Origin of the sequence: Streptomyces candidus, assembly GCF_014207445.1 — a bacterium.
Classification (GTDB): domain Bacteria; phylum Actinomycetota; class Actinomycetes; order Streptomycetales; family Streptomycetaceae; genus Streptomyces; species Streptomyces candidus.
On record NZ_JACHEM010000004.1, the window covers coordinates 391678 to 412351 of the forward strand.

The window sequence follows — 20674 nt, forward strand, 5'->3', positions numbered from 1 at the left end:
ATCGGCTACGTGCTCGACATCGGTTACTCCCTCTCCCGCCGCTTCCCCGACCCTCCGCAGACTGACTACCGCCGCGCGGACGTCCGGTCGCTGCGGCACGACCTGTTCTGCGGGGACGTGTACCTCGCGGACACCAAGGCGGACCGGGAGGTGTCCACGTCGTGGGGATGGGTTCCGGTGCTGGACTTCGCGTGGGCGCTGTGCGACATCGTGGAGCAACTCGACCAGGACCCGCGCGGCAGCCGCTCGGCGCACCGGCAGTACGCGGAGATCGACTTCACCGAGTCCACGGACCGGATGCTCTTCGAGCGACGTTTCGGCTGGGTGGACGTGGAGGCGGACTGGATGCCGGTCGAGGAGGCCCCGCTCACCTTCGGCCACCGTCTTCTGCGCCGCGAGGCCCGGGACTTCCTCCACGACCTGATCGCGGACCTCACGGACATGCACGACGGCCTGGCCGACAACCCGGCCCTGTGGACGCTCCAGGCGAAGTACCCGCGTATCGGGAACTGAGCCGCGCTGGCGCGGCCGGTGCACGAGTCGCGGGCCCGCACGGCAGGAGAGTCCCGGGCCTGTCCGCCGGGCGAGTCCCGTACCCGTACGCTGCGCGAGTTCCTGGCGCCTCGCGTGGAGCCAGTCCCTGGCTCGACCGGTGCACGAGTCGCGGGCCCGTCCGTCAGCCGATCCCGTCCCGTGGGCCGGTCCGGCGCCCGTCCGCCGCAGGGCGCGAACCTCGCCGCACCCGCTACATCCCCTCCACCCGCACCCCCATTGCCGCCGCGAAGACCGGCGCGAGGTCCAGCATCTGCGTGGGGCTGATCACCGCGCCCCGCAGCCTCTCCACGCCCCGTGCGATCCCCAGCTCCGCGACCGTGCGAAGGTCCACGTCCCGCATCGTCGTCCCGCTGAAGTCCGCCCCCTTCAGTACGCAGTCCCGGAACTCCACCCGCGTGAGGCCCGCGTCACCGAAGTCCGGTTCGACCAGCACGCACCCCTCGAAGAGGACGTCCACCAGCTTCGACTTCCGCAGGTTCAGGTAGTCGATCTTCCCGCCCCGCACCACCACCCGCTCCAGCACCGACCCGTGCATCTGCGTCCCGCCCAGCCGCGCGTCGACGATCTCCACGTCCCGCAGCGACACCTCCGCGAGCTGCGTACCGACGCCACGCACGCCCTCCAGTACGCAGTCCATGAACCGCGCCCGCCCCAGCCGCGTCTCGTCCAGCGCCACCGCGTACAGCCCGCAGTCCATGAAGCGCGCGCCCCGCCCCTCCTGTCCCGCGAAGTCGAGTTCCCGGAACTCCAGCGCGTCGTAGTCGCCCTCCGACTCCAAGACGCCGTCCTCGAAGGGCAGCAGCTCCGGCAGCCGCACCTCGGGACGCCGTACCGCCGGGACCTGGTTCTTCTTCACCGCACGAGCCATACGGCCATGCTGCCCCACCCCACTGACAATTCCTCCCCGGCCGCCCCCGGCCCCGCACTCCGCGCAGCCCGCGGCCCCGGGCCCACCGCCCCACCGGCCCGCTGAACGACCCGCTCCCCGCCCCGGGAAGCCCTGGTAGCACCGGGCAGTCCCCGCCCGGAAAGAACCCACGCCGACCGATGTCACACTGCGCCGCCCGCGTCCGTCACCACTCCCAAAGGCACCACCGCCCCAGCCCAGGGAGGCACCCGCCATGAATCCGCACCCCATCTCCACCCCCGGCACCGTCACCGTCGTCGGCGGCGGACTCGCCGGTCTGATCGCAGCCGTCACCGCCGCAGAGTCCGGCCACACCCAGGTCCGCCTCCACGAGTCGCACCGCACGCCGGGCGGTCGCGCCCGCACCACCACCGGCCCGTACAAGGCCAACGAGGGCCCGCACGCCCTGTACTCGCGCGGTCCGCTGTGGACCTGGCTCCAGCAGCGCGACCTGATCGGCCCGGTCGCTGCCGTCCCCTTCCGGGCGGCGGCCCGCACCCGCTTCCACCGCTCCGGTTCCCTCCACCGCATGCCGCCCCTCCCCCTCCTGCGACTCGGTCGCAAGCAGGCCGCCGAAGCCCCCGTCGACACCGACTTCCTCACCTGGGCGACGTCCCGAATCGGCGAACGGCAGGCCCGGTACGCGGCGAACTCCCTCGGCGTCGCCGTGTTCCACCACGACCCCGGCTCCCTCTCCGCCCGCTTCGTACAGGAGCGCCTGCACCGGGTCCTGGCCATGCCTCCCGAGGCCAAGTACCCGGTGGGCGGATGGAGTTCGGTCGTGGACCGGCTCGCCTCCCGCGCCCGCGGCCTCGGGGTGCACATCGAGACCGACTCGCGCCTCACCGCCGCCGACGTCGCCTCCGCCGCCGCCCACGGCCCGGTGATCGTCGCGACTTCCCTTCCCGCCGCCCGCGGCCTCCTCAGCGACCCCTCTCTCGCCTGGGACAGCGGCCGCACCGTGCTCCTCGACCTGGGGCTGCGCACCCGGCGCGGCGACGCGTTCATCGTGTCCGACCTGGACGCCCCCGGCTGGATCGAGCGCTTCACCGCCCAGGACCCGACCCTCGCCCCGCCCGGCGAACAGCTCGTCCAGGCCCAGTTCCCGGTGGCCCCGGCCGAGTCGAAGGCCGACGGCATCGCCCGCGCCGAACGCCTCCTCGACCTCGGTTTCCCGCACTGGCCCGGCCGCGTCACCCACCGCACCGAAGCCCTCGCCGCGGGCCGTACCGGCGCGGTGGACCTGCCCGGCACCACCTGGCGCGACCGCCCCGCCATCGACCGCGGCAACGGCGTCTATTTGGCGGGCGACCAGGTCGCGGCGCCGGGCCTGCTCGCGGAGGTGTCGTTCAACAGCGCACTGGAGGCCGTCTCCCTCGCTCTCCGCTCGGCACGCCCCCAGCACGCGGGGCGCCGACCTTGACCTCAAGCACGCTTGAGGTCGAAGAGTGGCCCTCGTACGGCGAAGACATCGCCTCACCAGGGGAGTTGACCATGCGCGCGATCCGCCTCCACGCCTTCGGCCCTGCCGAGAACCTCCTCTTCGAGGAGACCGCGGATCCCCGTCCCGGGCCCGGCCAGGTCCGGATGGGCGTCACCGCAGCCGGCGTGCACCTCCTGGACACGGCCCTGCGTCAGGGCATGCGGGGCCCGCTCCCCGCTCCCACCGAACTCCCCACCATTCCCGGCCGCGAGGTCGCCGGCATTGTCGAAGCCCTCGGCGAGGGCACCGACCCGTCCTGGCTCGGCAGGCGGGTCGTCGCCCACCTCGGGATGAACCCCGGCGGCTACGCCGAGCTCGCCGTCACCGACGCCGCCCGCCTCCACCCCGTCCCCGACACCCTGTCCGACGCCGAGGCCATCGCCATGATCGGCACCGGCCGCACCGCCCTCGGCATCCTCCTGTGCACCGAGATCACCGCCGACACCGTCGCCCTCGTACCGGCCGCCGCGGGCGGCATCGGCACGCTCCTCGTCCAGTACGTGAAGAACGCGGGCGGCACCGTCGTCGGTCTGGCGGGCGGTCCCGCGAAGACCGCCCACGTAGCAGCCAACGGTGCCGACCTCGCCGTCGACTACACGGTCCCCGGCTGGCCGGACGAGGTGTGCGGCTACCTCACCGAGCGCGGCCTGGGCGGTGCGACGACCGTGTTCGACTCGGTCGGCGGCGACACCGGCCGTGCCGCCGTGGACCTCCTCGCCCCGGGCGGCGAGCACCTCGTCTTCGGCTGGTCCGGCAAGGGTCCGCTCGACGGCGAACCGCTCACCTTCACCGACGCCGAACTCGCCGAGCGCGGCATCACCTCACAATCCGTCCTCGGCCCGCTCATGCTGCGGAAGGCGGGCGGCGACGACCCGATCCGCACCCTGGAGACCCGCGCCCTCGCCCTGGCCGCCGAGGGCAGCCTGCGCCCCTCCGTGCAGCGCTACCCCCTCGCGGAGGCCGCCCGCGCCCACCACGACCTGGAGAACAGGAACACGGTCGGCAAGGTCGTCCTGGAGCCCTGAGCACCCGCGCCCGCCCCCGCAATCTCGCCCCCGGGGCCTTACACCCCGCGGCCCTACTCCCCCGCGTACCGCCGCTACCGGTATCGCCCCTCCCTACACAGTCCCCAGCTGCTTGAGCGCGTCGTCCGTCAGCCGGTACACGTCCCACTCCTCCTGCGGGCGCGCGCCCAGCGCCTCGTAGAAGTCGATGGACGGCCGGTTCCACTTGAGCACCGACCATTCGAGCCGCTCGTACCCCCGCTCCACGCAGGTGCGGGCGAGCTCGGTGAGCAGGGCCTTGCCGTAGCCGCCGCCGCGCGCGGACGGCCGTACGTACAGGTCCTCCAGATAGATCCCGTGCACTCCCCGCCAGGTCGAGAAGTTCAGGAACCACAGCGCGAACCCGACGGCCTCCCCCGCCTCTCCCTCCGCGATGTGTGCGAACGCCGCCGGGTTCTGCCCGAAGAGCGCCTCCCGCAAGTGCTCCTCGTCCGCCCTCACCTCTTCCAACGCCCGCTCGTACTCCGCGAGTTCCCTCACCATCGCGAAGATTTCCGGAACGTCGCTCTCCACAGCTCTGCGAATCATGTCCGCAGCGTAAGCAGGGCCTCCGCGATCACCGCATGCGTGTCCGGCATCCGGGCTTCCCCTCGGGCCGGCTCCCACAAACTGCCCTGCATCACCCGCCCCAGCGTCCAGCCGGCGGCCCGCCGCCGGTCCAGGTCCATCACCTCGGTCATCAGGTCGAAGCGGCGCAGCACCTCATCGGCCCGGAAGCGGTTCCAGAGCGCGGGGAAGAGGTCGAAGCCGGGGTCCCCCGCGAGCGGCTTGGGGTCGATGGCGACCCACTGCTCCGCCCTCCCGGAGGGAGTTGCCTCCCCCTCGGATGCCGTCCTCCCACGGCCCTCCCGCCGGTCGGCCGCCCTCGGCGAGTCCTTCCTCGGCGCGAGGATGTTCTCCCCGTGCAGGTCCCAGTGCAGCAGCCGGTCGCCGGGCTCGTCCGCCACCTCGCGCAGAGCCGACGCACACCGCCACAACAGCGTGCGCTGCGCCGGATCCGCCACCCCCGGGAGCAGCTGCGGCACGGCGTCCAGCATGGCGTCGGCGAGGTCCCCGAGGCGCCGCAGGCCGGGCGGGGCCGGGTACGCGGTCAGCTCGGCCAGCAGTTCGGCGATCACCTGGACGCCCTCCACCGCGCCCGCCGCACCACCGAGCGACCGGTGCTCGTCGAGCCGCTCCAGGAGCAGGGTGCCGGTGGTGTCGTCGGCGTCCAGCAGCGCGACCGCCCGTCGCCCGCCCCAGGCTCGCAGCGCGTCGGCCTCCCCCGCGTTCTCCTCCTCCTGGAGCTGGAACTTCAGGGCGGCGGGCATGCCGTCCGCCTCCCGCAGCACGGGCAGCACGAGCGCCGCCGCCCCGTGCAGAGCGGGACCGTCGCGGCGCAGCCCCCAGCGCGCCAGGTACTCGGCGGCCTGGCCGGGCAGCGCTTCGGCCCAGGCGCGGCCCTCCTCCCCGTTCCACCGGACCTGCGACTCGACGAGTCCTGCGGGAACCTCCACCGGGTTCGGCTGCTGCACTCTCTTGCGCTCCTTCTCAGCACGCGGCCGGACGGGAACCCGTCGCCGCGCGGGGCCGACCGGGCCCGGCCGTACCCCTGGGCCGGTTCCGCTGTTGCGGATGTACGGGTCCCACTGTGCTGGGCAGACGGCTCCGACGGGCCGCGCGCGTTAAAACGCGGTGCGAGGGGGCGCTGCCTCCCGCTTCCCCTACGAGGTCCGGCGCGCCCCCGGACGCCGGGCGGACCGAACCCGCCGGACGGGCAGTCCGACGGGCCGCCCCACCCCTGACGCACGGCCCGCCGCCTCCTCACCGCCACCCCGGCGCGGCCCCGCCCTCTCCTCACCCCGCACCACCACAATCACCCCATGCCCCGCATGCTCCTCCTTCCCCCCACCCCTCTCAGCGTCCCCCTCGCCCCCTTCAGAGCCGCGCTCCGTCTCTGTCGCACCGCCCCCGGCACCTACATCTGGCTCGGCGTCCTCTTCCTCACCACCGTCGTCCTGCACCACATGGACCCCGCCCTCACCGACGACTTCCTCCGTCGGCGGTCCACCAACATCCACCACCTCTCCGAGCACCCGGTGCGCGTCCTGGTCACCTCCGCCCTGTGGCTCGACGGCGGGACCTGGCGCACCTGGCTGCTCTACGCCGTGCTCTACTCGGTCTTCCACGCCCCCGCCGAACGCCGGCTCGGCACCCTCCGCTGGCTCGCCGTCGTCGCCGCCGCGCACATCGGCGCCACGTACCTCGGCGAAGGCGTCCTCGGCTGGGCGATCCGTCACGGCATCGCAGAGCCGGAGTCGGTCAACACGCTCGACGTGGGCGTCAGCTACGCCCTCGCGGGGGTCGTCGCCGTCCTCACGTACCGCATCCCCTCCCCCTGGCGGTACGTCTACCTCTTCGGCGTCGTCACCTTCTACGCGCTGCCCCTCGTCAACGGCCGCACGTTCACCGACATCGGGCACTTCAGCGCCGTGCTCATCGGCCTCGCCTGCTACCCGCTCACAAGGAATCCAGGGCCGCGGCGTCTCCGTACGAGCCGTACGCGTCGAGCAGTTCCTCCCAGAACGCCAGCCCCCTGACGGTCTCGTGGCGCAGCCGCCGTCCGCTCTCCCCCGTCGGCCGGATCGCCGCGTACGCGGTCCGCAGTCCCTCGGCCACCCCCACCGTCAGCCCCTCCAGCCGCTCCTGCACCAGCGCGTCCCAGTCCACCGCCCCCGGGCCCCGTGCCTCCTTGTGCAGATCCACCAGCGGCAACTGCCGTCCCACCGCCCACACCGCCAACTGCGGCACGTCGCGCCACAGATGGGCGTGCCCGTAGCGCTTCCCCCGCCCCATCCGTGCCACCACGCCCCGCACGCGACGCGCGATCTCCACCGCACGCAGCACCCCCAGCGCCTGCGTGCCGTCGTTGAACACCACCCGGTACGCCTCCCCGCCGCGGTCCGCCCACAGCCGCTCCCGGCCCGCCGCGTCGGCCGCCGCGTGCGCCACCTCCAGCCTGGCGCCCGGGGCCAGGCACGCCAGCGCCGAGGTCGCCTCCTCCACCGTCACGCACCGCCCGTCCCCCTCCGCGTCGTACGGTTCGCGCACCTCGCCCCGCCGTACGGCGAACCGCACCCCGTCCGCCCGGAACTGCCGCATCACCCGCAGCAGGTTCGGATCCCGGATCAGTTCGTCCTGGGCGGTGGCCGGGTTGCGACGGCGGTCCTCCGCGTCCAGCTCCCCCCGTACGATCCCGACCGCCGGCCCCGTCACCAGTTCCACCCGGACCAGCGCCCGCTCCAGGCAGTCCCGCGGGAATCCGTCCTCGACCGCGCACCGCAGCACTCCCAGCCGCTGCACCCCGTCCAGCACTTCGGGCGCCTCCACCTGCACGGTCCCCGCTCCGCGCCCCCCGGTCCGCAGCACCCGGATCTCCGCCGCGCCCAGCACCAGGGACCCCACCACTCCGAAGTCCCAGTGACGCTGCCAGAGCAGTTCCGTCAGCTCGGCGTTGGCCTCGCTGTCCGCGAGGAAGCCGCGCCGGCCGCCCTCCCACTCCCGGTCCACCAGCTGGTCGGCGCCGACCCACACCGACCACCGGTGGTCACCGATCCGCTCCACCCGCTCCGGCCTCAGGACGAGCCCCTCGAAGGGCGCGGGAACGTACGACGGCGCCGGTTGCGGCGGCAGAAACAGATCTGTCCTCATGCCCCGTCCAACGCCCCCGCCCCCCGACAAGTCGCGCAGAACCAGCCCCGCCGACCCGACGAACCGCCCATTGCCGTACCCCGGCTCCGCCCCTTAGCGTCCCGGCACCACCCCTGAGCAGCCACGAGCCACACAGGACGAAGGTCAGCATGCGCGAGCCGAACCCCGGCACCACCAACGGGGGCATCTCCTTCTGGTACGCCGACGACGGCATACCCGCCCCCCGCGAGCCCCTCCCCGGCGACACCACCGCCGACCTCTGCATCGTCGGCGGCGGTTACACCGGCCTGTGGACGGCGTACTACCTCAAGAAGGCCGTCCCGTTCCTCAAGATCACTGTCCTGGAGGCCAAGTTCTGCGGTTACGGAGCCTCCGGCCGCAACGGCGGCTGGCTCTACCACGGCATCGCCGGCCGCGACCGCTACGCCCGGCAGCACGGCAAGGAGGCCGCTGTCCGCCTCCAGCAGGCCATGAACGACACCGTCACCGAGGTGATCGACACGGCCGCGGCCGAGGGCATCGACGCCGACATCCACCGCGGCGGCGTCCTCGAAGTCGCCTGCACACCGGCCCAGTGGGGCCGCCTCCGGGACTTCCACGCCGCCGAACTCGCCTTCGGCGAGAAGGACCGTCTGCTCCTGGGCGCCCGCGACACCGCCGCCCGCGTCCGCGTCACCGGGGCCGTCGGCTCCACCTGGACCCCGCACGGGGCCCGCCTGCACCCGGCGAAGCTCGTCAAGGGCCTCGCCGACACCGTCGAGGCCCTCGGCGTGACCATCCACGAGTCCACCCCCGTCAGCGAGATCACCCCCCAGCACGCCCGCACCCCGTACGGCACCGTCCGCGCCCCGTACGTCCTGCGCTGCACCGAGGGTTTCACCGCGAACCTCAAGGGCCAGAAGCGCTCCTGGCTCCCCATGAACAGTTCGATGATCGTCACCGAGCCGATCCCCGCCGACCGCTGGGCGGCCATCGGCTGGGACGGCCGCGAAACCCTGGGCGACATGGCCCACGCCTACATGTACGCGCAGCGCACCGCGGACGACCGCATCGCCCTCGGCGGCCGGGGGGTCCCGTACCGCTACGGCTCCAGGACCGACAAGGACGGCCGCACCCAGGCCGCCACCGTGGAAGCGCTCCGCGAGATCCTCGTCCGCTTCTTTCCCACCCTCGCGGGCACCCGCGTCGCCCACGCCTGGTCCGGCGTCCTCGGCGTCCCCCGCGACTGGTGCTCCTCCGTCACCCTCGACCGCTCCACCGGGCTCGGCTGGGCGGGCGGCTACGTCGGCTCCGGCGTCGCCACCGCCAACCTCGCCGCCCGCACCCTCCGTGACCTCGTCCTCCAGGACTCGGGGCAGGGCGGCCCCACCGATCTGACCGCCCTTCCCTGGGTCAACCACAGGGTCCGCAAGTGGGAGCCCGAACCGCTCCGCTGGCTCGGCGTCCAGGGCATGTACGCCGCCTACCGCGAGGCCGACCGCCGCGAACTGTCCGGCCGCACCACCGGCACGCACCCCCTCGCCACCTTCGCGGACCGGATCGCGGGGCGCTGAGCCCTCCCGGCCGGATTCGCAACAGGAAACGCCCCGCACGGCAGCCGTGCGGGGCGTTTGCCCTGGCGGAGCCCCCTATCGGATTCGAACCGATGACCTACGCATTACAAGTGCGTTGCTCTGGCCAGCTGAGCTAAGGAGGCGTGTGGCAGCAGTCTAACCGGACTCGCCACCCGCACGGACAGCGGTTTTGCCCACCCGGCCCACGGATTCGCCGCGCCGGACCTACTGACAGATCCCCGGCCCCCGGGTACCGTCACCCCTGGTCGTCCGCACTGGACCAGACCACTTCACCTCACTCCCTTACAACGGATCGTCCGGCACGTTCCTGCCGGTGAAGGAGACGCCGCACCATGGCTACTGTCACGTTCGACAAGGCGACCCGGATCTACCCGGGCTCGACCAAGCCCGCCGTCGACCAGCTGGAGATCGACATCGAGGACGGCGAGTTCCTCGTCCTCGTCGGCCCCTCCGGCTGCGGAAAGTCGACCTCCCTGCGCATGCTCGCGGGTCTTGAGGACGTCAACGGCGGCGCGATCCGCATCGGCGACCGCGACGTCACGCACCTGCCGCCGAAGGACCGGGACATCGCCATGGTGTTCCAGAACTACGCGCTGTACCCGCACATGTCCGTCGCCGACAACATGGGCTTCGCCCTGAAGATCGCCGGCGTGAACAAGGCCGAGATCCGCAAGAAGGTCGAGGAGGCCGCGAAGATCCTCGACCTCACCGAGTACCTGGACCGCAAGCCGAAGGCCCTCTCCGGCGGTCAGCGCCAGCGTGTCGCCATGGGCCGCGCCATCGTCCGCGAGCCGCAGGTCTTCCTCATGGACGAGCCGCTGTCGAACCTCGACGCCAAGCTCCGCGTCTCCACCCGTACGCAGATCGCGAGCCTCCAGCGCCGCCTGGGCATCACCACGGTGTACGTCACGCACGACCAGGTCGAGGCCATGACCATGGGCGACCGGGTGGCCGTACTGAAGGACGGCCTGCTCCAGCAGGTCGACTCGCCGCGCAACATGTACGACCGCCCCGTCAACCTCTTCGTCGCCGGCTTCATCGGCTCCCCGGCCATGAACCTGATCGAGGTCCCGATCACCGACGGCGGCGTGAAGTTCGGCAACAGCGTCGTGCCGGTCAGCCGCGAGGCACTGTCCGCCGCCGCCGACAAGGGCGACACCACCGTCCACGTCGGCGTCCGCCCCGAGCACTTCGACATCGTCGAGCTGGGCGGCGGCGAGGCCGCCAAGTCGCTGTCGAAGAACACCAGCGACGCCCCGGCCGGTCTGGCCGTCTCCGTCAACGTCGTCGAGGAACTCGGCGCCGACGGTTACGTCTACGGCTCCGCCGAGGTCGGCGGCGAGCACAAGGACCTGGTCGTACGGGTCAACGGCCGCGCCGTCCCGGAGAAGGGCACCGAACTGCACGTCGTCCCGCGCCCTGGCGAGCTGCACGTCTTCTCCACGAAGACGGGCGAGCGCCTCAGCGACTGAGGACGCAGGATCCGTCGAGGGGCCCCGCACTCCGGTGCGGGGCCCCTCGCGCGTCCGTCCCCGGCGATCCGGTTTCCACTCCGATGCGGTGTCACAGCAATCCGGGCTGTCGACAAATACCCCGGCACAGTGGGCATTTCGATCGCTGTACGTCAACACGGGATTCGAAAAGGAGCATCGAACCATCCCTCGTGAGGGTGACGGAATGTCGCCAAATCGTCACCGGCAGCTACGCTCACTCGCGTGACTCACTCAGCCCGCCGCATCGGCCGAACTCTCGCCCTCGTCCTGCCTGTCGTCCTGGTCCTCTCCGGGACCCTCGCCGTCACCCGCGTCCCGTGGGTGGCAGGCACTCCCGAGTCCCAGATGCTGACCGCGTCCTCGCAGGGCGTCTCCAGCCAGGCCAAGTCCCGTGCTCCGCAGGATATTCTGCGCGACCGGCTCCTGGTGGAACTTCAGGAAAAGGACCCCGGCACGGCGCTCACACACCTCCAGCGCGAGGTCGAACGCCGCCCCTCGCTCGCCAAGCACTGCATGGAGATCGCCCGCGCGCTCGGCCGTGCCGCCGTCACGCACTACGGGCCCACCCGCGCACAGTCGTTCTCGCGGCCCGTCTGCGACACGTCCTTCGCGTCCGGCGTCGCACAGCACCACAACTGAGTGCCCCGACAGGAGAAGCGGCGGCGCTGTCCGTGACCCACTGCGCCCCGCGCGGCGCATATCGTCCCTCGCATGACCCCCCATCCCACGACGCCCACGCAGGCCGTCGTCCTGGCCGGCGGCCAGGGCTCGCGACTGCGTCCGTACACCGACGACCGCCCCAAGCCGATGGTCGAGATTCCCGGAACCGGGACTCCGATCATCGGCCATCAGCTTTCCTGGCTGGCCGAGGAGGGCGTCACTGACGCCGTCGTCTCCTGCGGGCACCTCGCAGAGGTCCTCCAGGACTGGCTGTACGAGAATGCCGCGCAACTCCCCCTGCGCGTCAAGACGGTCGTCGAGACGGAGCCCCTGGGCCGCGGCGGCGGCCTCAAGTACGCCGCCCAGCACCTCCCGCACCCCGACCGGCCCTGGTACGCCACCAACGGGGACATCTGGACCCGATTCTCGCTGCGCGAGATGGCCGCCTTCCACGCCGAGCGCGACGCCGCCGCCACCCTCGCCCTGGCCCGCCCCCGCATCCCGTGGGGCGCCGTCGAGACGGACGCGTTCGGCAACGTCACCGACTTCATCGAGTCGCCGCCGTCCCCGTACCTCATCAACGCGGGCGTGTACGTCTTCTCCGCGGCCTTCACCGCCCTCCTGCCCGACCTGGGCGACCACGAGCGCACCACGTTCCCGCGGCTGGCCCGCGCCCGCAGCCTGGCCGGCTTCCCGCTGCCCCAGGGCGCGTACTGGCGCGCCATCGACACCGCGAAGGACCTGACCGAGGCGGCCAAGGAGCTTGCGGCACAGGGCCGCTGAGCGCCCTCTGCCGCACACCGCAGCGGCCTCCTGCCGTACGCCGCCGGGAGACCGCGCGGCGGGCACGTGTGCGCCGTACGCCGACGGACGGTCCGCCGCACACACCGCGCCGACCATCGCACGCACACACATGTCGCCCCGCCGCACGCTCACGCCTGTCCCCCCGCCGCACGCACGCGCCTGCCGCGCACCGGCCCGCGGCCTGCCGTACGCACGCAGCAGGACCCGGCGTCGAGACGCCGGGTCCTGCTGCCGTTCCACGGGAGCCGCCTAGCCGAGCAGGCCGCCGATCACCCTCTCGCTGCCTCCGCTGCCCGAGCCGCCGGACCCGGAACCGCCGGATCCTGACCCGCCCGAGCCCGAGCCACCCGAGCCGGAACCTCCCGAAGCGGAGCCCCCGCTGCTCGAACTTCCGCCGGGCTCGGCGTCGTTGTTGTTACCGCCGGTGGTTGTGCCGCCGCTGGTCGTCGGCCCCGCGGTGGACGTGGGGCCGCCGCCCGTGGTCGCCGCCGGGGCGGTGTCACGGGTGGGAGCGCGGCCGGTGGAGCCCGAGGTGGACTGGCTGGGGCCGGCCGTGCTGCCCGCCCCGGCCGTGCTCGTGGCACGTGGGGGGCCGGAGACGCTGGGCCGGGAGGACGGCCGCACCGAGCCGGTGACCGCGGGCGAGGGGGCCCGCCTGCGCGGACCCTCGCTGGTGCGCACGGCTCCGGGTTCCGTGGCGAGCGGCCGGCCGGGCAGGTGATTGACCGGGTCGTCCTCGGGACCCGGCACGACGACCTCGGCCGACCGGACCGCTCCGCCGAGCACCGAGCCCACCAGCAGCGTCAGGCCGACGACGAGCGTCACCATCAGGAAGCCGCGCCGCAGCACGCGTCGCCGCAGCTCCCACACCTCGCTGCGCGGGCCCAGCGTCCGCCAGGCCTCGCCCGCGAGCCGGGAGTCCAGCGAGTACACGGGGGCACCCGCGATGACCAGCGGCGACCAGGCGGCGAGGTAGATGATGTCGGGGGCGTCGTACGCCGGTACGGACTTCCAGCTCACCGTCAGCAGCAGCGCCGCCGACAGGAGCGCCCCGATGACTCCGGCGACCCGCTGCCACAGTCCCAGGATCGTCAGTACACCGACGACGACCTGGAGGAACGCCACGCTGAGCCCGGCGCCTACCGGGTGCTGGAGGGCGAAGTCCCGCAGCGGCTCGGCAAGCGCCCACGGGTGCAGCGAGTTGAGCCACTTGACCATGGAGCCGCGTTCGCCGCCGTCGAAGAAGACGGGGTCGCAGAGCTTGCCCATGCCCGCGTAGACGGAGATGAGACCGAGGAAGATGCGCAGCGGCAGCAGCACCACGCCGAGGTTCATCCGCCGGTCGGGGTAGAAGGGGTGCCGGGCGCGCGCGTCGCCCTTGCGCCGGCCGTCCGTCACCTCCCCCTCGTCGTACGGCTCTTCGTCGGTCTCGTAGGTGTCGTACGCGCCCTCCGCCTGCCGCAGCCGGGGCAGCATGCGGGTGTGCGGTGCGCCACCCTGCCCGCCGTCCACCACCGGGGTCTGCATGGTGTCGTCCGGGGCGTGTGCGGGGCTGCCGATGTGCGGGATCAGCTGGGTGGCGCCGGTGTCGAGGTCTGCGTCGGGATCGGTGTCCGTCGTGCCGCGCACCGCCTGGAGGAGCCCGCCCGCGCCGGGGTCGCCCGGCTCGGACTTGCCCGACCACATGACGGGGGCCCTGCGGCGTCCGGCAGCGGCGCCGGCCGCTGCCGCTCCGGCTCCCACCCCCGCCCCGCTCAATGCCGGAAGCATCGCCGTCCCGTCCAGACCACCGCGCACCACGGTGGGGCGCGCGCTCCTGGTCGGGGCGAGCTGCACGCGGAAGCTGGCGTGGTTGACGATGACCTGCGCCGGGTCGCAGGGCACCTTGACCATGCTCAGGGCGGGCTGATCGTCGAACCCGGGTGTTCTGGTGTCCACACTCATCTAACCGAGTGACGTGTGGTTAGGACACTGCCTTGACGCCGCCGATCTGTCCGAGACCCGTCAAATCGGGGCGTCCTCCCGGACATCGCAGGTCAACGCGGGGCGACGCGCGGAAGGGGCCCCGGACGAATCCGGGGCCCCTTCCGCGCGCACTGCGGTCACTTCCTGCGGCGAGCCGTCTCGTACAGGACGATTCCGGCCGCGACACCGGCGTTCAGCGACTCCGCGCCACCGGGCATCGAGATGCGCACCCGGTAGTCGCAGGTCTCACCGACGAGGCGGCCCAGGCCCTTGCCCTCGCCGCCGATGACGATGACGACGGGGCCGCCGAGCTGCTCCAGGTCCTCGACCTTGTGCTCGCCGTCGGCGGCGAGGCCGACGATCGTGATGCCGGCCTTCTTGTACTCCTCCAGTGCGCGCGTCAGGTTGGTGACGCGCGAGACGGGGGTGCGGGCGGCCGTACCGGCGGAGGACTTCCACGCTCCGGCGGTCATGCCGGCGGCGCGGCGCTCGGGGACGACGACGCCGTGGCCGCCGAAGGCGGACACCGAGCGGACGATGGCGCCGAGGTTGCGCGGGTCGGTCACGCCGTCGAGCGCGACGATCATCGGCTCCTCGTGCTTGTCGTGCGCGGCGTCGACGAGGTCCTGCGGGTGCGCGTACTCGTACGGCGGGACCTGGAGGACGACGCCCTGGTGGTTGAGGCCGTTGGTCATCCGGTCCAGCTCGGGGCGCGGCGCCTCCATCAGGTTGATCTTGCCGCGCTCGCCGGCGAGCTGGAGGATCTCGCGGACCCGCTCGTCGTTGTCGATGTACTGCTGCACGTAGAGGGTGATGGCGGGCACGCCGTCGCGCAGCGCCTCGTACACCGGGTTGCGGCCGACGACCATCTCCGAGGTGCCCTTGACGCCGCCGCGGCGGGGTGCGGGGCGGCGCGCCTGGGCGTGCTTGGCCTTGGCGGTGGCGAGACGGTTCGCCTTGTGCTTCTTGCGGTCCTCGGCCTTCGGGGTCGGGCCCCTGCCCTCAAGGCCCTTGCGCCGCTGGCCGCCGCTGCCGACCTGCATGCCCTTCTTGTTGGTCGTGCGGCGGTTCCTGCGTTGGCTGTTGCCGGCCATGACTACCTGTTTCCTTGTGGATACGGCGACCCACATGGCGATGCAGATCGTCTCGTTGCGTACATCTCGTTGCGTAAATGAAGTGTGCCGCCCGGGGTCCCGGGCGGCACATCGGAAGGCCCTGCGAAGGCCCGGCGCTCAAGCCCTACCGGGGCCCGAGCGTCCACCTCGGTCCGGACGGACTGTCCTCGACGACCAGTCCGGACTGCTGGAGCTGGTCGCGGATCGCGTCGGCCGCCGCCCAGTCCTTGCGCTCGCGCGCGGACTGCCGCTGGTCGAGCACGAGGCGTACGAGGGTGTCGACGACCCCGTGCAGGTCCTCTCCCCGGTCGGACTCGCCGGCCCAGTGCGGGTCGAGCGGGTCGAGACCCAGTACTCCGAGCATCGCACGGACCTCTGCGAGGCGTGCCACCGCGGCTTCCTTGTCGTCCGCGGCGAGCGCGGAGTTCCCCTGCCGGACGGTGGTGTGGATGATCGCGAGGGCCTGCGGGACACCGAGGTCGTCGTCCATGGCCTCGGCGAACGCGGGCGGCACGTCGGCGGCGGGCTCGACCGGCCCCGCCTTCTCGACGACCCGCTGGACGAAGCCCTCGATGCGTGCGAACGCGGACTCCGCCTCGCGCAGGGCGCCCTCGCTGTACTCGATGGCGGAGCGGTAGTGCGGCGTACCGAGGTAGTAGCGCAGCACGATCGGCCGCCACTTCTTGACCATGTCGCTGACCAGGACGGAGTTGCCGAGGGATTTCGACATCTTCTCGTTGGCCATGGTGACCCAGTGGTTGTGCACCCAGAAGTTCGCGAAGTCGTCGCCGAACGCCTTGGCCTGGGCGATCTCGTTCTCGTGGTGCGGAAAGATCAGGTCGATGCCGCCGCCGTGGATGTCGAAGGCGGTGCCGAGGTACTTGTGCGCCATGGCCGAGCACTCCAGGTGCCAGCCGGGCCGGCCGCGGCCCCACGGCGAGTCCCAGGAGGGCTCGCCCGGCTTGACGGCCTTCCACATGGCGAAGTCGCGGGAGTCGCGCTTGCCGGTGATGCCGGCCTCCGGGGGCTGGCGCAGCCCTTCGAGCTCCTGGTTGGAGAGCTGGAGGTAGTCGTCGTAGGAGCGGACGTCGAAGTAGACACTGCCGTCGGCCTCGTACGCGTGACCGCGCTCGATGAGGCCCAGCATCATCTCGACCATCTCGGTGATGTGGCCGGTGGCGCGGGGCTCGTAGGTGGGCGGGAGGCAGCCGAGGGCGGTGTAGCCGTCGTTGAAGACGCGCTCGTTCTCGTACCCGATGGACCACCACGGGCGGTCCTGCTCGGCGGACTTGGCGATGATCTTGTCGTCGATGTCGGTGACGTTGCGGATGAAGGTCACGTCGTAGCCGCGGTACGCGAACCACCGGCGCATGATGTCGAAGTTCAGCCCCGACCTGATGTGCCCGATGTGCGGGGCGGCCTGCACGGTCGCGCCACACAGGTAGATCGAGACACAGCCCGGGACGAGCGGGGTGAAGTCACGCGTCTGCCGGGCGCTGGTGTCGTACAGGCGAATAGTCACGCCACAAGGGTACTGAGTGTTTCACGTGAAACGGCCCGTCCCCGCCCCGCCGTATCCGGGCGGGGACGGGCCCGGCCGGTGCCTCAGATGTTGCCGACCACCTTGCGGGCGCGGACGCGGACGACGACGCGCTGGGTGTCGTTCACGGACGCCGGGTTGAACTCGGCGTACTTCTTGCCCGTGTACTTCAGGGCCAGCTCGTCGATGAGTTCCTGGCCGCCGTCGGTGGTCATCTCGGCGGTGCCGCGGATCTCGGCGTACGAGTAGGGGGCGTCGAAGGGCTGGAGGAGGACGGTGACCCGCGGGTCACGCCGCAGGTTCTTCTCCTTGCGGCGTCCGACCGTGGTCGAGAACAGCACGTCGTCGCCGTCGCGCTTCACCCATACCGGGGAGACCTGGGGGCTGCCGTCGGGCTGGATGGTGGCGACCGAGATGAAGACGGGGGTGTCGAGGAGTTCCTTGAGGTTGTCGCTGAGTGCGGCAGACACGGGATGCGGATCCTTCCGGGGGGAACGGTGGACTTCTACCTCTACCCCGCCGCCCGCCCGTCACGGCGCAGGCACCCCGCGAGAAGTGCCCCCGCGAGGGGTACGGAAGCCAGCCCGCCCCACAGGAGTAGGCCTCCTTCCCCCAGCAGCGCACCCGTCGCCGCACTTCCCACCAGCACCACCAGCCCGGACACCGACGACAGCGCGCCCATCGCCAGCCCGAGGTGCCGGTCGTCCACCAGGTCCGGTACCAGGGCCCGCGCGGCCGGCACCAGCAGCATCTGCCCGAGGGTGATCGCCACGACGAGGAACGCCCCCGGCAGCAGCCCGGCCGCCCCGCCCAGGTGCAGCGGTACGCAGACGGCCACCCCAAGGAACCCGGCCGCCACCACCAGCAGCCCCGCGACCAGCGCCGTCCGCAGCCCGAGCCGGCGCCCGGCCCATCGCGTCACCGGCAGCTGTACGCACACCACCAGCAGCGACGACAGCGCGAACAGCCAGCCCAGCGCGGCCTGGGAGCCCGTCGTCCGCTCCACCTCGGCGGGCAGCGACAGGTAGAGCTGGTTGTAGGCGACCAGGTAGCAGCTGTACGCCAGGCACACCAGCACGAACCCGGGGCTGCGCACCAGCGCCCGCACCCCGCCTCCGCGGCGCTCCCGGGCGTGCGCGGCCGGCCGCGCGGGCATCAGCCGCCAGTGCCCCGCAAGTACGGCCACGAAGACGGCGGCACCCGCGAGGCAGGCCGCCCGGAACCCGCTGAACAGAAGCAACGACCCGAGCAGCGGTCCGACGAACGCCCCGGCCTGCCCCGCCGCCGAGAACACCGCCAGCACCTGGGTGCGGGGCGTCCCGTCCTCCTGCTCGAACCGCACGGCCTCCCGCGCGGTCTCCGACTCCACGGCCGGTGAGAAGAGTGCCGCCGCGAACCCGATGAGCAGCACGGCCGCGACGACGGTTCCCGTGCTGCCCGCGAACGCGAGCCACACGAACCCTGCGATCCGCAGCACGCACCCGGCAAGCACCACGGGCCGCGGCCCGAACCGGTCGGTCAGTGCCCCGCCCACCACGAACAGGCCCTGCTGGCTGAACGTCCGCAGCCCGAGCACGAGCCCGACCGTCCACCCGGCCATCCCGAGACCGGTCCCGAGGTGCTGGGCGAGGTACGGCAGGACGGCGAAGAACCCGACGTTGAAGGCGAGCTGGGTCCCGACGAGCAGCCGGAGGTAGGAGGGCAGCGCCCGTATCTCGGTGAGGGCCCGCCACCGCGAGGCGGCGACAGCCGCCTTGTCGGGGCGGCGCTCGGCCTGGGGAGGGCGCGCGGGGCGCGCCCCGGCCGCCGTGTCCGGAGCACCAGGTGACCTGTCCGGGCGGAGGGCTCCCTGCGATCCGTCGGGGCCCGGAGCACCCTGCGCCCCGTCGGGGCCCCGAGGCGCCTGCGGCGCGTCAGGGCCCGGAGCCGTCGGCGACCCGTCCCGGCCGGGGGCCGTCGACTGCCCCCGCCGGTCCGTCGCGCGTCCTCTCATGTCCGTGCCCCTACCGCGACGGGCGCCCCGTCGGCGCGTGCCGCCGATCCCGTCACCCTGTCCACAGGTGTGGACGTCTCAGCCGCTTCCCTGCGGGCTCCGCGTGGCCCGCGGCCCCGTGCTCCGGCCCCGACCGCGGCCCACAGCACGGCCACCACGCCGCACAGCACCAGCGCCCCCGCGGGTGCGAGCACCGACCAGGGTGCCCGTTCGGCGTAGGGCATGTTCTCCGACAGCATGCGGCCCCATTCCGGGGCGGGCGGGCCCGCGCCCAGGCCGAGGAAGCCCAGCGAGGCGAGGTGCAGGGCGATCGCGGGGATGCGCAGCACCGCGTGGTGCAGCACCGGCGGCAGCACTCCCGGCAGTACGTGCCGCCGCAGTATCCGTCGGCGGCCCGCGCCCATCGAGAGGGCCACCGCCACGTGCGGTGCGGCCCGTTCCTGTTCGTACAGCGCCCGGGTGTGCGCGGCCAGCGGCGCCCAGGCGACGGCCGCGACGGCCAGCGCGGCCGCCCCCGCGCCCGGTCCGGCGACGCCCGCCACCAGCAGCCCCGCGACGATCGCCGGCAGCGCGTTGGCCGTCTCGGTGAGTCCGGTCGCGCCGGGCAGCAGTCCCACCAGGACTCCCACCACGAGCGTCAGCGCGCTCACCGCGACCGCGGTGAGTACGGTGCGCCCCGCACCGTGGCCCAGCCGGGCCAGCGTGTCCCGGCCCAGCGAGTCCGTGCCGAGGGGGTGCGCGGCACTCGGCCCGCCGAGCCGTACCGCCGCGTCGATGCCGTACGGGTCCCGCAGCAGCCCGGCCACCACCACACCGACGAAGGCCAGGGTCAGCAGCACTGCCGCCCACCGCAGCCCGCGGCCGGTCGTCAGCCGTGGCCGTACGAGCGGGGGCAGCGCCCGGTCCCGCAGGGCGGGCCCCACGAGGGCGCGCCCGAGTCCTCGGACCGCCAGTCCCGCCAGCGCGCCCAGGAGCAGCAGCACCAGCACCGACGACTGGAGCACCGGCAGGTCCTGGGCGAGCGCGGCGCCCAGCGCCGTGCCGCCGAGGCCGGGGATGGCGAACAGCGTCTCGACCGCGACCGCGCCGCCCGTGAGCCCGACGAGCACGAAACCGAACTGCGGCAGCACTCCCGGCACCGAGCGCCGCAGGGCGTGCCGCGCCACCCGGCTGCCCGGGATGCCGCCCGCCACTGCCGCCTTCGCCCACGGTTCCGCGAAGGCGGCGGGCAGCGCGTCGTCGAGGAGCCGTCCGAGCAGCGCCCCCGCCGGGACGCCCATCGCCGCGGCGGGCAGCACGACTGCGCCGAAGGTCCCCCAGCCCACGGCCGGGAACCACCTCAGCTGTACGGCGAAGAAGATCGCGAGCAGCGCGGCCAGCAGAAACTCCGGCAGCGCGGCCAGCGCCGCGCCCACGACGCCGGCTCGGGCGCCCCGGCCCATGAGCCGCCGCCGCGCGCCGAGCCGCAGCACCGGGAGGCAGAGCAGTCCCGCTACCAGCACGGCCACCAGCAGCGAGCAGGCCATCAGGGTCAGTGACACGCCGAGCGCCGCCGTCACGTCCGGGCCCACGGGCATGCCCGACACCCACGACGTGCCGAAGTCGCCTCGCAGGGCCCCGCCCAGCCAGCCGCCCAGTACGTGCGCCGGGCCGCCGTCGAGGCCGGTCTCGGCACGGATGGCCGCCAGCGTCCCGGGGGTGGCCGGACGGTCGGCGTAGCGGGCGTGCAGGATCGTCAGCGCGGGATCGTTCCTGGTCAGCCAGGGCAGCAGGCCGACGAGCAGCACCACGGCCAGAAGGGCTGCGGCACGTCCGGCGAGAGCGCGCAGTC

General features: G+C 72.9%; 18 protein-coding genes and 1 tRNA gene. 8 read left to right on the plus strand and 11 right to left on the minus strand.

Annotation, left to right across the window (positions count from 1 at the left end):
- The first annotated feature begins 9 nt into the window (after nt 1-9).
- Nucleotides 10-513, plus strand: a complete 504-nt coding sequence (locus HNQ79_RS10490; RefSeq protein WP_185029590.1) for a hypothetical protein — start codon at nt 10-12, stop codon at nt 511-513.
- Between the two features lie 232 nt (nt 514-745).
- Here the strand turns inward: HNQ79_RS10490 and HNQ79_RS10495 are convergent, their stop codons facing one another.
- On the minus strand, nt 746-1423 hold the full coding sequence (locus tag HNQ79_RS10495; protein ID WP_229923521.1) for a pentapeptide repeat-containing protein: 678 nt from the start codon (nt 1421-1423) through the stop codon (nt 746-748).
- Between the two features lie 253 nt (nt 1424-1676).
- Here HNQ79_RS10495 and HNQ79_RS10500 point away from each other — a divergent pair, with 253 nt between their 5' ends.
- Together HNQ79_RS10500 and HNQ79_RS10505 are read left to right on the plus strand one after the other, a co-directional pair.
- Nucleotides 1677-2885 (plus strand): NAD(P)-binding protein, encoded by a 1209-nt coding sequence (locus HNQ79_RS10500; RefSeq protein WP_185029360.1) that lies wholly within the window; start codon nt 1677-1679, stop codon nt 2883-2885.
- Nucleotides 2886-2956: 71 nt separating this feature from the next.
- Complete coding sequence (locus tag HNQ79_RS10505) at nt 2957-3970, plus strand: zinc-binding dehydrogenase (RefSeq protein ID WP_185029591.1); 1014 nt, start codon at nt 2957-2959, stop codon at nt 3968-3970.
- 93 nt (nt 3971-4063) lie between these two features.
- Here HNQ79_RS10505 and HNQ79_RS10510 read toward each other — a convergent pair whose 3' ends face one another.
- Nucleotides 4064-4537: a GNAT family N-acetyltransferase gene (locus HNQ79_RS10510; RefSeq protein WP_185029362.1), complete on the minus strand. Its 474-nt coding sequence runs from the start codon at nt 4535-4537 to the stop codon at nt 4064-4066.
- Entirely contained in the window at nt 4534-5523 is a 990-nt protein-coding gene (locus tag HNQ79_RS10515; RefSeq protein ID WP_229923520.1) for an aminoglycoside phosphotransferase family protein, read from the minus strand. The genes HNQ79_RS10510 and HNQ79_RS10515 overlap by 4 nt, the downstream gene beginning before the upstream one ends.
- Nucleotides 5524-5871: 348 nt before the next feature.
- Here HNQ79_RS10515 and HNQ79_RS10520 point away from each other — a divergent pair, with 348 nt between their 5' ends.
- A complete protein-coding gene (locus HNQ79_RS10520; RefSeq protein WP_185029363.1) occupies nt 5872-6588 on the plus strand; it encodes a rhomboid-like protein in 717 nt (238 codons plus the stop codon).
- On the opposite strand, the gene HNQ79_RS10525 is transcribed toward HNQ79_RS10520, so the two are convergent.
- Nucleotides 6509-7699 carry a hypothetical protein gene (locus HNQ79_RS10525; RefSeq protein WP_185029366.1) on the minus strand — a complete coding sequence of 397 codons (1191 nt, stop codon included), beginning with the start codon at nt 7697-7699 and terminating at the stop codon, nt 6509-6511. The two genes, HNQ79_RS10520 and HNQ79_RS10525, sit on opposite strands and share 80 nt — an antisense overlap.
- A 149-nt stretch (nt 7700-7848) precedes the next feature.
- Between HNQ79_RS10525 and HNQ79_RS10530 the strand changes: the two genes are divergently transcribed.
- On the plus strand, nt 7849-9252 hold the full coding sequence (locus HNQ79_RS10530) for an NAD(P)/FAD-dependent oxidoreductase (RefSeq protein ID WP_185029368.1): 1404 nt from the start codon (nt 7849-7851) through the stop codon (nt 9250-9252).
- Between the two features lie 69 nt (nt 9253-9321).
- Here HNQ79_RS10530 and HNQ79_RS10535 read toward each other — a convergent pair.
- Nucleotides 9322-9395 (minus strand) — tRNA-Thr (locus HNQ79_RS10535).
- 210 nt (nt 9396-9605) lie between these two features.
- Between HNQ79_RS10535 and HNQ79_RS10540 the strand changes: the two genes are divergently transcribed.
- The 3 genes from HNQ79_RS10540 (at nt 9606) to HNQ79_RS10550 (ending at nt 12209) form a co-directional block, all read left to right on the plus strand.
- Entirely contained in the window at nt 9606-10745 is a 1140-nt protein-coding gene (locus HNQ79_RS10540; protein ID WP_185029369.1) for an ABC transporter ATP-binding protein, read from the plus strand.
- A gap of 243 nt (nt 10746-10988) precedes the next feature.
- Nucleotides 10989-11405: a hypothetical protein gene (locus HNQ79_RS10545; protein ID WP_185029371.1), complete on the plus strand. Its 417-nt coding sequence runs from the start codon at nt 10989-10991 to the stop codon at nt 11403-11405.
- Nucleotides 11406-11477: 72 nt separating this feature from the next.
- Nucleotides 11478-12209: a nucleotidyltransferase family protein gene (locus HNQ79_RS10550; RefSeq protein ID WP_185029372.1), complete on the plus strand. Its 732-nt coding sequence runs from the start codon at nt 11478-11480 to the stop codon at nt 12207-12209.
- A 270-nt stretch (nt 12210-12479) separates the two neighbouring features.
- Here HNQ79_RS10550 and HNQ79_RS10555 read toward each other — a convergent pair whose 3' ends face one another.
- The 6 genes from HNQ79_RS10555 to HNQ79_RS10580 all read right to left on the minus strand — a co-directional run bounded on the left by HNQ79_RS10555 (nt 12480) and on the right by HNQ79_RS10580 (nt 20672).
- Complete coding sequence (locus tag HNQ79_RS10555) at nt 12480-14174, minus strand: DoxX family protein (RefSeq protein ID WP_185029374.1); 1695 nt, start codon at nt 14172-14174, stop codon at nt 12480-12482.
- A gap of 158 nt (nt 14175-14332) precedes the next feature.
- Complete coding sequence (gene rlmB / locus HNQ79_RS10560) at nt 14333-15289, minus strand: 23S rRNA (guanosine(2251)-2'-O)-methyltransferase RlmB (protein WP_185029376.1); 957 nt, start codon at nt 15287-15289, stop codon at nt 14333-14335.
- 145 nt (nt 15290-15434) lie between these two features.
- On the minus strand, nt 15435-16832 hold the full coding sequence (gene cysS, locus HNQ79_RS10565) for a cysteine--tRNA ligase (protein WP_185029378.1): 1398 nt from the start codon (nt 16830-16832) through the stop codon (nt 15435-15437).
- A gap of 83 nt (nt 16833-16915) precedes the next feature.
- Nucleotides 16916-17320 (minus strand): PPOX class F420-dependent oxidoreductase, encoded by a 405-nt coding sequence (locus tag HNQ79_RS10570; protein ID WP_185029380.1) that lies wholly within the window; start codon nt 17318-17320, stop codon nt 16916-16918.
- A 41-nt stretch (nt 17321-17361) separates the two neighbouring features.
- Nucleotides 17362-18843, minus strand: a complete 1482-nt coding sequence (locus tag HNQ79_RS10575; RefSeq protein ID WP_185029381.1) for an MDR family MFS transporter — start codon at nt 18841-18843, stop codon at nt 17362-17364.
- Nucleotides 18840-20672: an ABC transporter permease subunit gene (locus HNQ79_RS10580; RefSeq protein ID WP_185029593.1), complete on the minus strand. Its 1833-nt coding sequence runs from the start codon at nt 20670-20672 to the stop codon at nt 18840-18842. Before HNQ79_RS10580 ends, HNQ79_RS10575 begins: the two co-directional genes overlap by 4 nt.
- Between the last annotated feature and the right edge of the window lie 2 nt (nt 20673-20674).

What these genes read in the sequence shown, in the direction of transcription:
- HNQ79_RS10495 (WP_229923521.1), bottom strand. Translation starts at nt 1,423, where the DNA reads ATGGCTCGTGCGGTGAAGAAGAACCAGGTCCCGGCGGTACGGCGTCCC.
- HNQ79_RS10500 (WP_185029360.1), top strand. Translation starts at nt 1,677, where the DNA reads ATGAATCCGCACCCCATCTCCACCCCCGGCACCGTCACCGTCGTCGGC.
- HNQ79_RS10505 (WP_185029591.1), top strand. Translation starts at nt 2,957, where the DNA reads ATGCGCGCGATCCGCCTCCACGCCTTCGGCCCTGCCGAGAACCTCCTC.
- HNQ79_RS10510 (WP_185029362.1), bottom strand. Translation starts at nt 4,537, where the DNA reads ATGATTCGCAGAGCTGTGGAGAGCGACGTTCCGGAAATCTTCGCGATG.
- HNQ79_RS10520 (WP_185029363.1), top strand. Translation starts at nt 5,872, where the DNA reads ATGCCCCGCATGCTCCTCCTTCCCCCCACCCCTCTCAGCGTCCCCCTC.
- HNQ79_RS10525 (WP_185029366.1), bottom strand. Translation starts at nt 7,699, where the DNA reads ATGAGGACAGATCTGTTTCTGCCGCCGCAACCGGCGCCGTCGTACGTT.
- HNQ79_RS10530 (WP_185029368.1), top strand. Translation starts at nt 7,849, where the DNA reads ATGCGCGAGCCGAACCCCGGCACCACCAACGGGGGCATCTCCTTCTGG.
- HNQ79_RS10540 (WP_185029369.1), top strand. Translation starts at nt 9,606, where the DNA reads ATGGCTACTGTCACGTTCGACAAGGCGACCCGGATCTACCCGGGCTCG.
- HNQ79_RS10550 (WP_185029372.1), top strand. Translation starts at nt 11,478, where the DNA reads ATGACCCCCCATCCCACGACGCCCACGCAGGCCGTCGTCCTGGCCGGC.
- HNQ79_RS10555 (WP_185029374.1), bottom strand. Translation starts at nt 14,174, where the DNA reads ATGAGTGTGGACACCAGAACACCCGGGTTCGACGATCAGCCCGCCCTG.
- rlmB (WP_185029376.1), bottom strand. Translation starts at nt 15,289, where the DNA reads ATGGCCGGCAACAGCCAACGCAGGAACCGCCGCACGACCAACAAGAAG.
- HNQ79_RS10575 (WP_185029381.1), bottom strand. Translation starts at nt 18,843, where the DNA reads ATGAGAGGACGCGCGACGGACCGGCGGGGGCAGTCGACGGCCCCCGGC.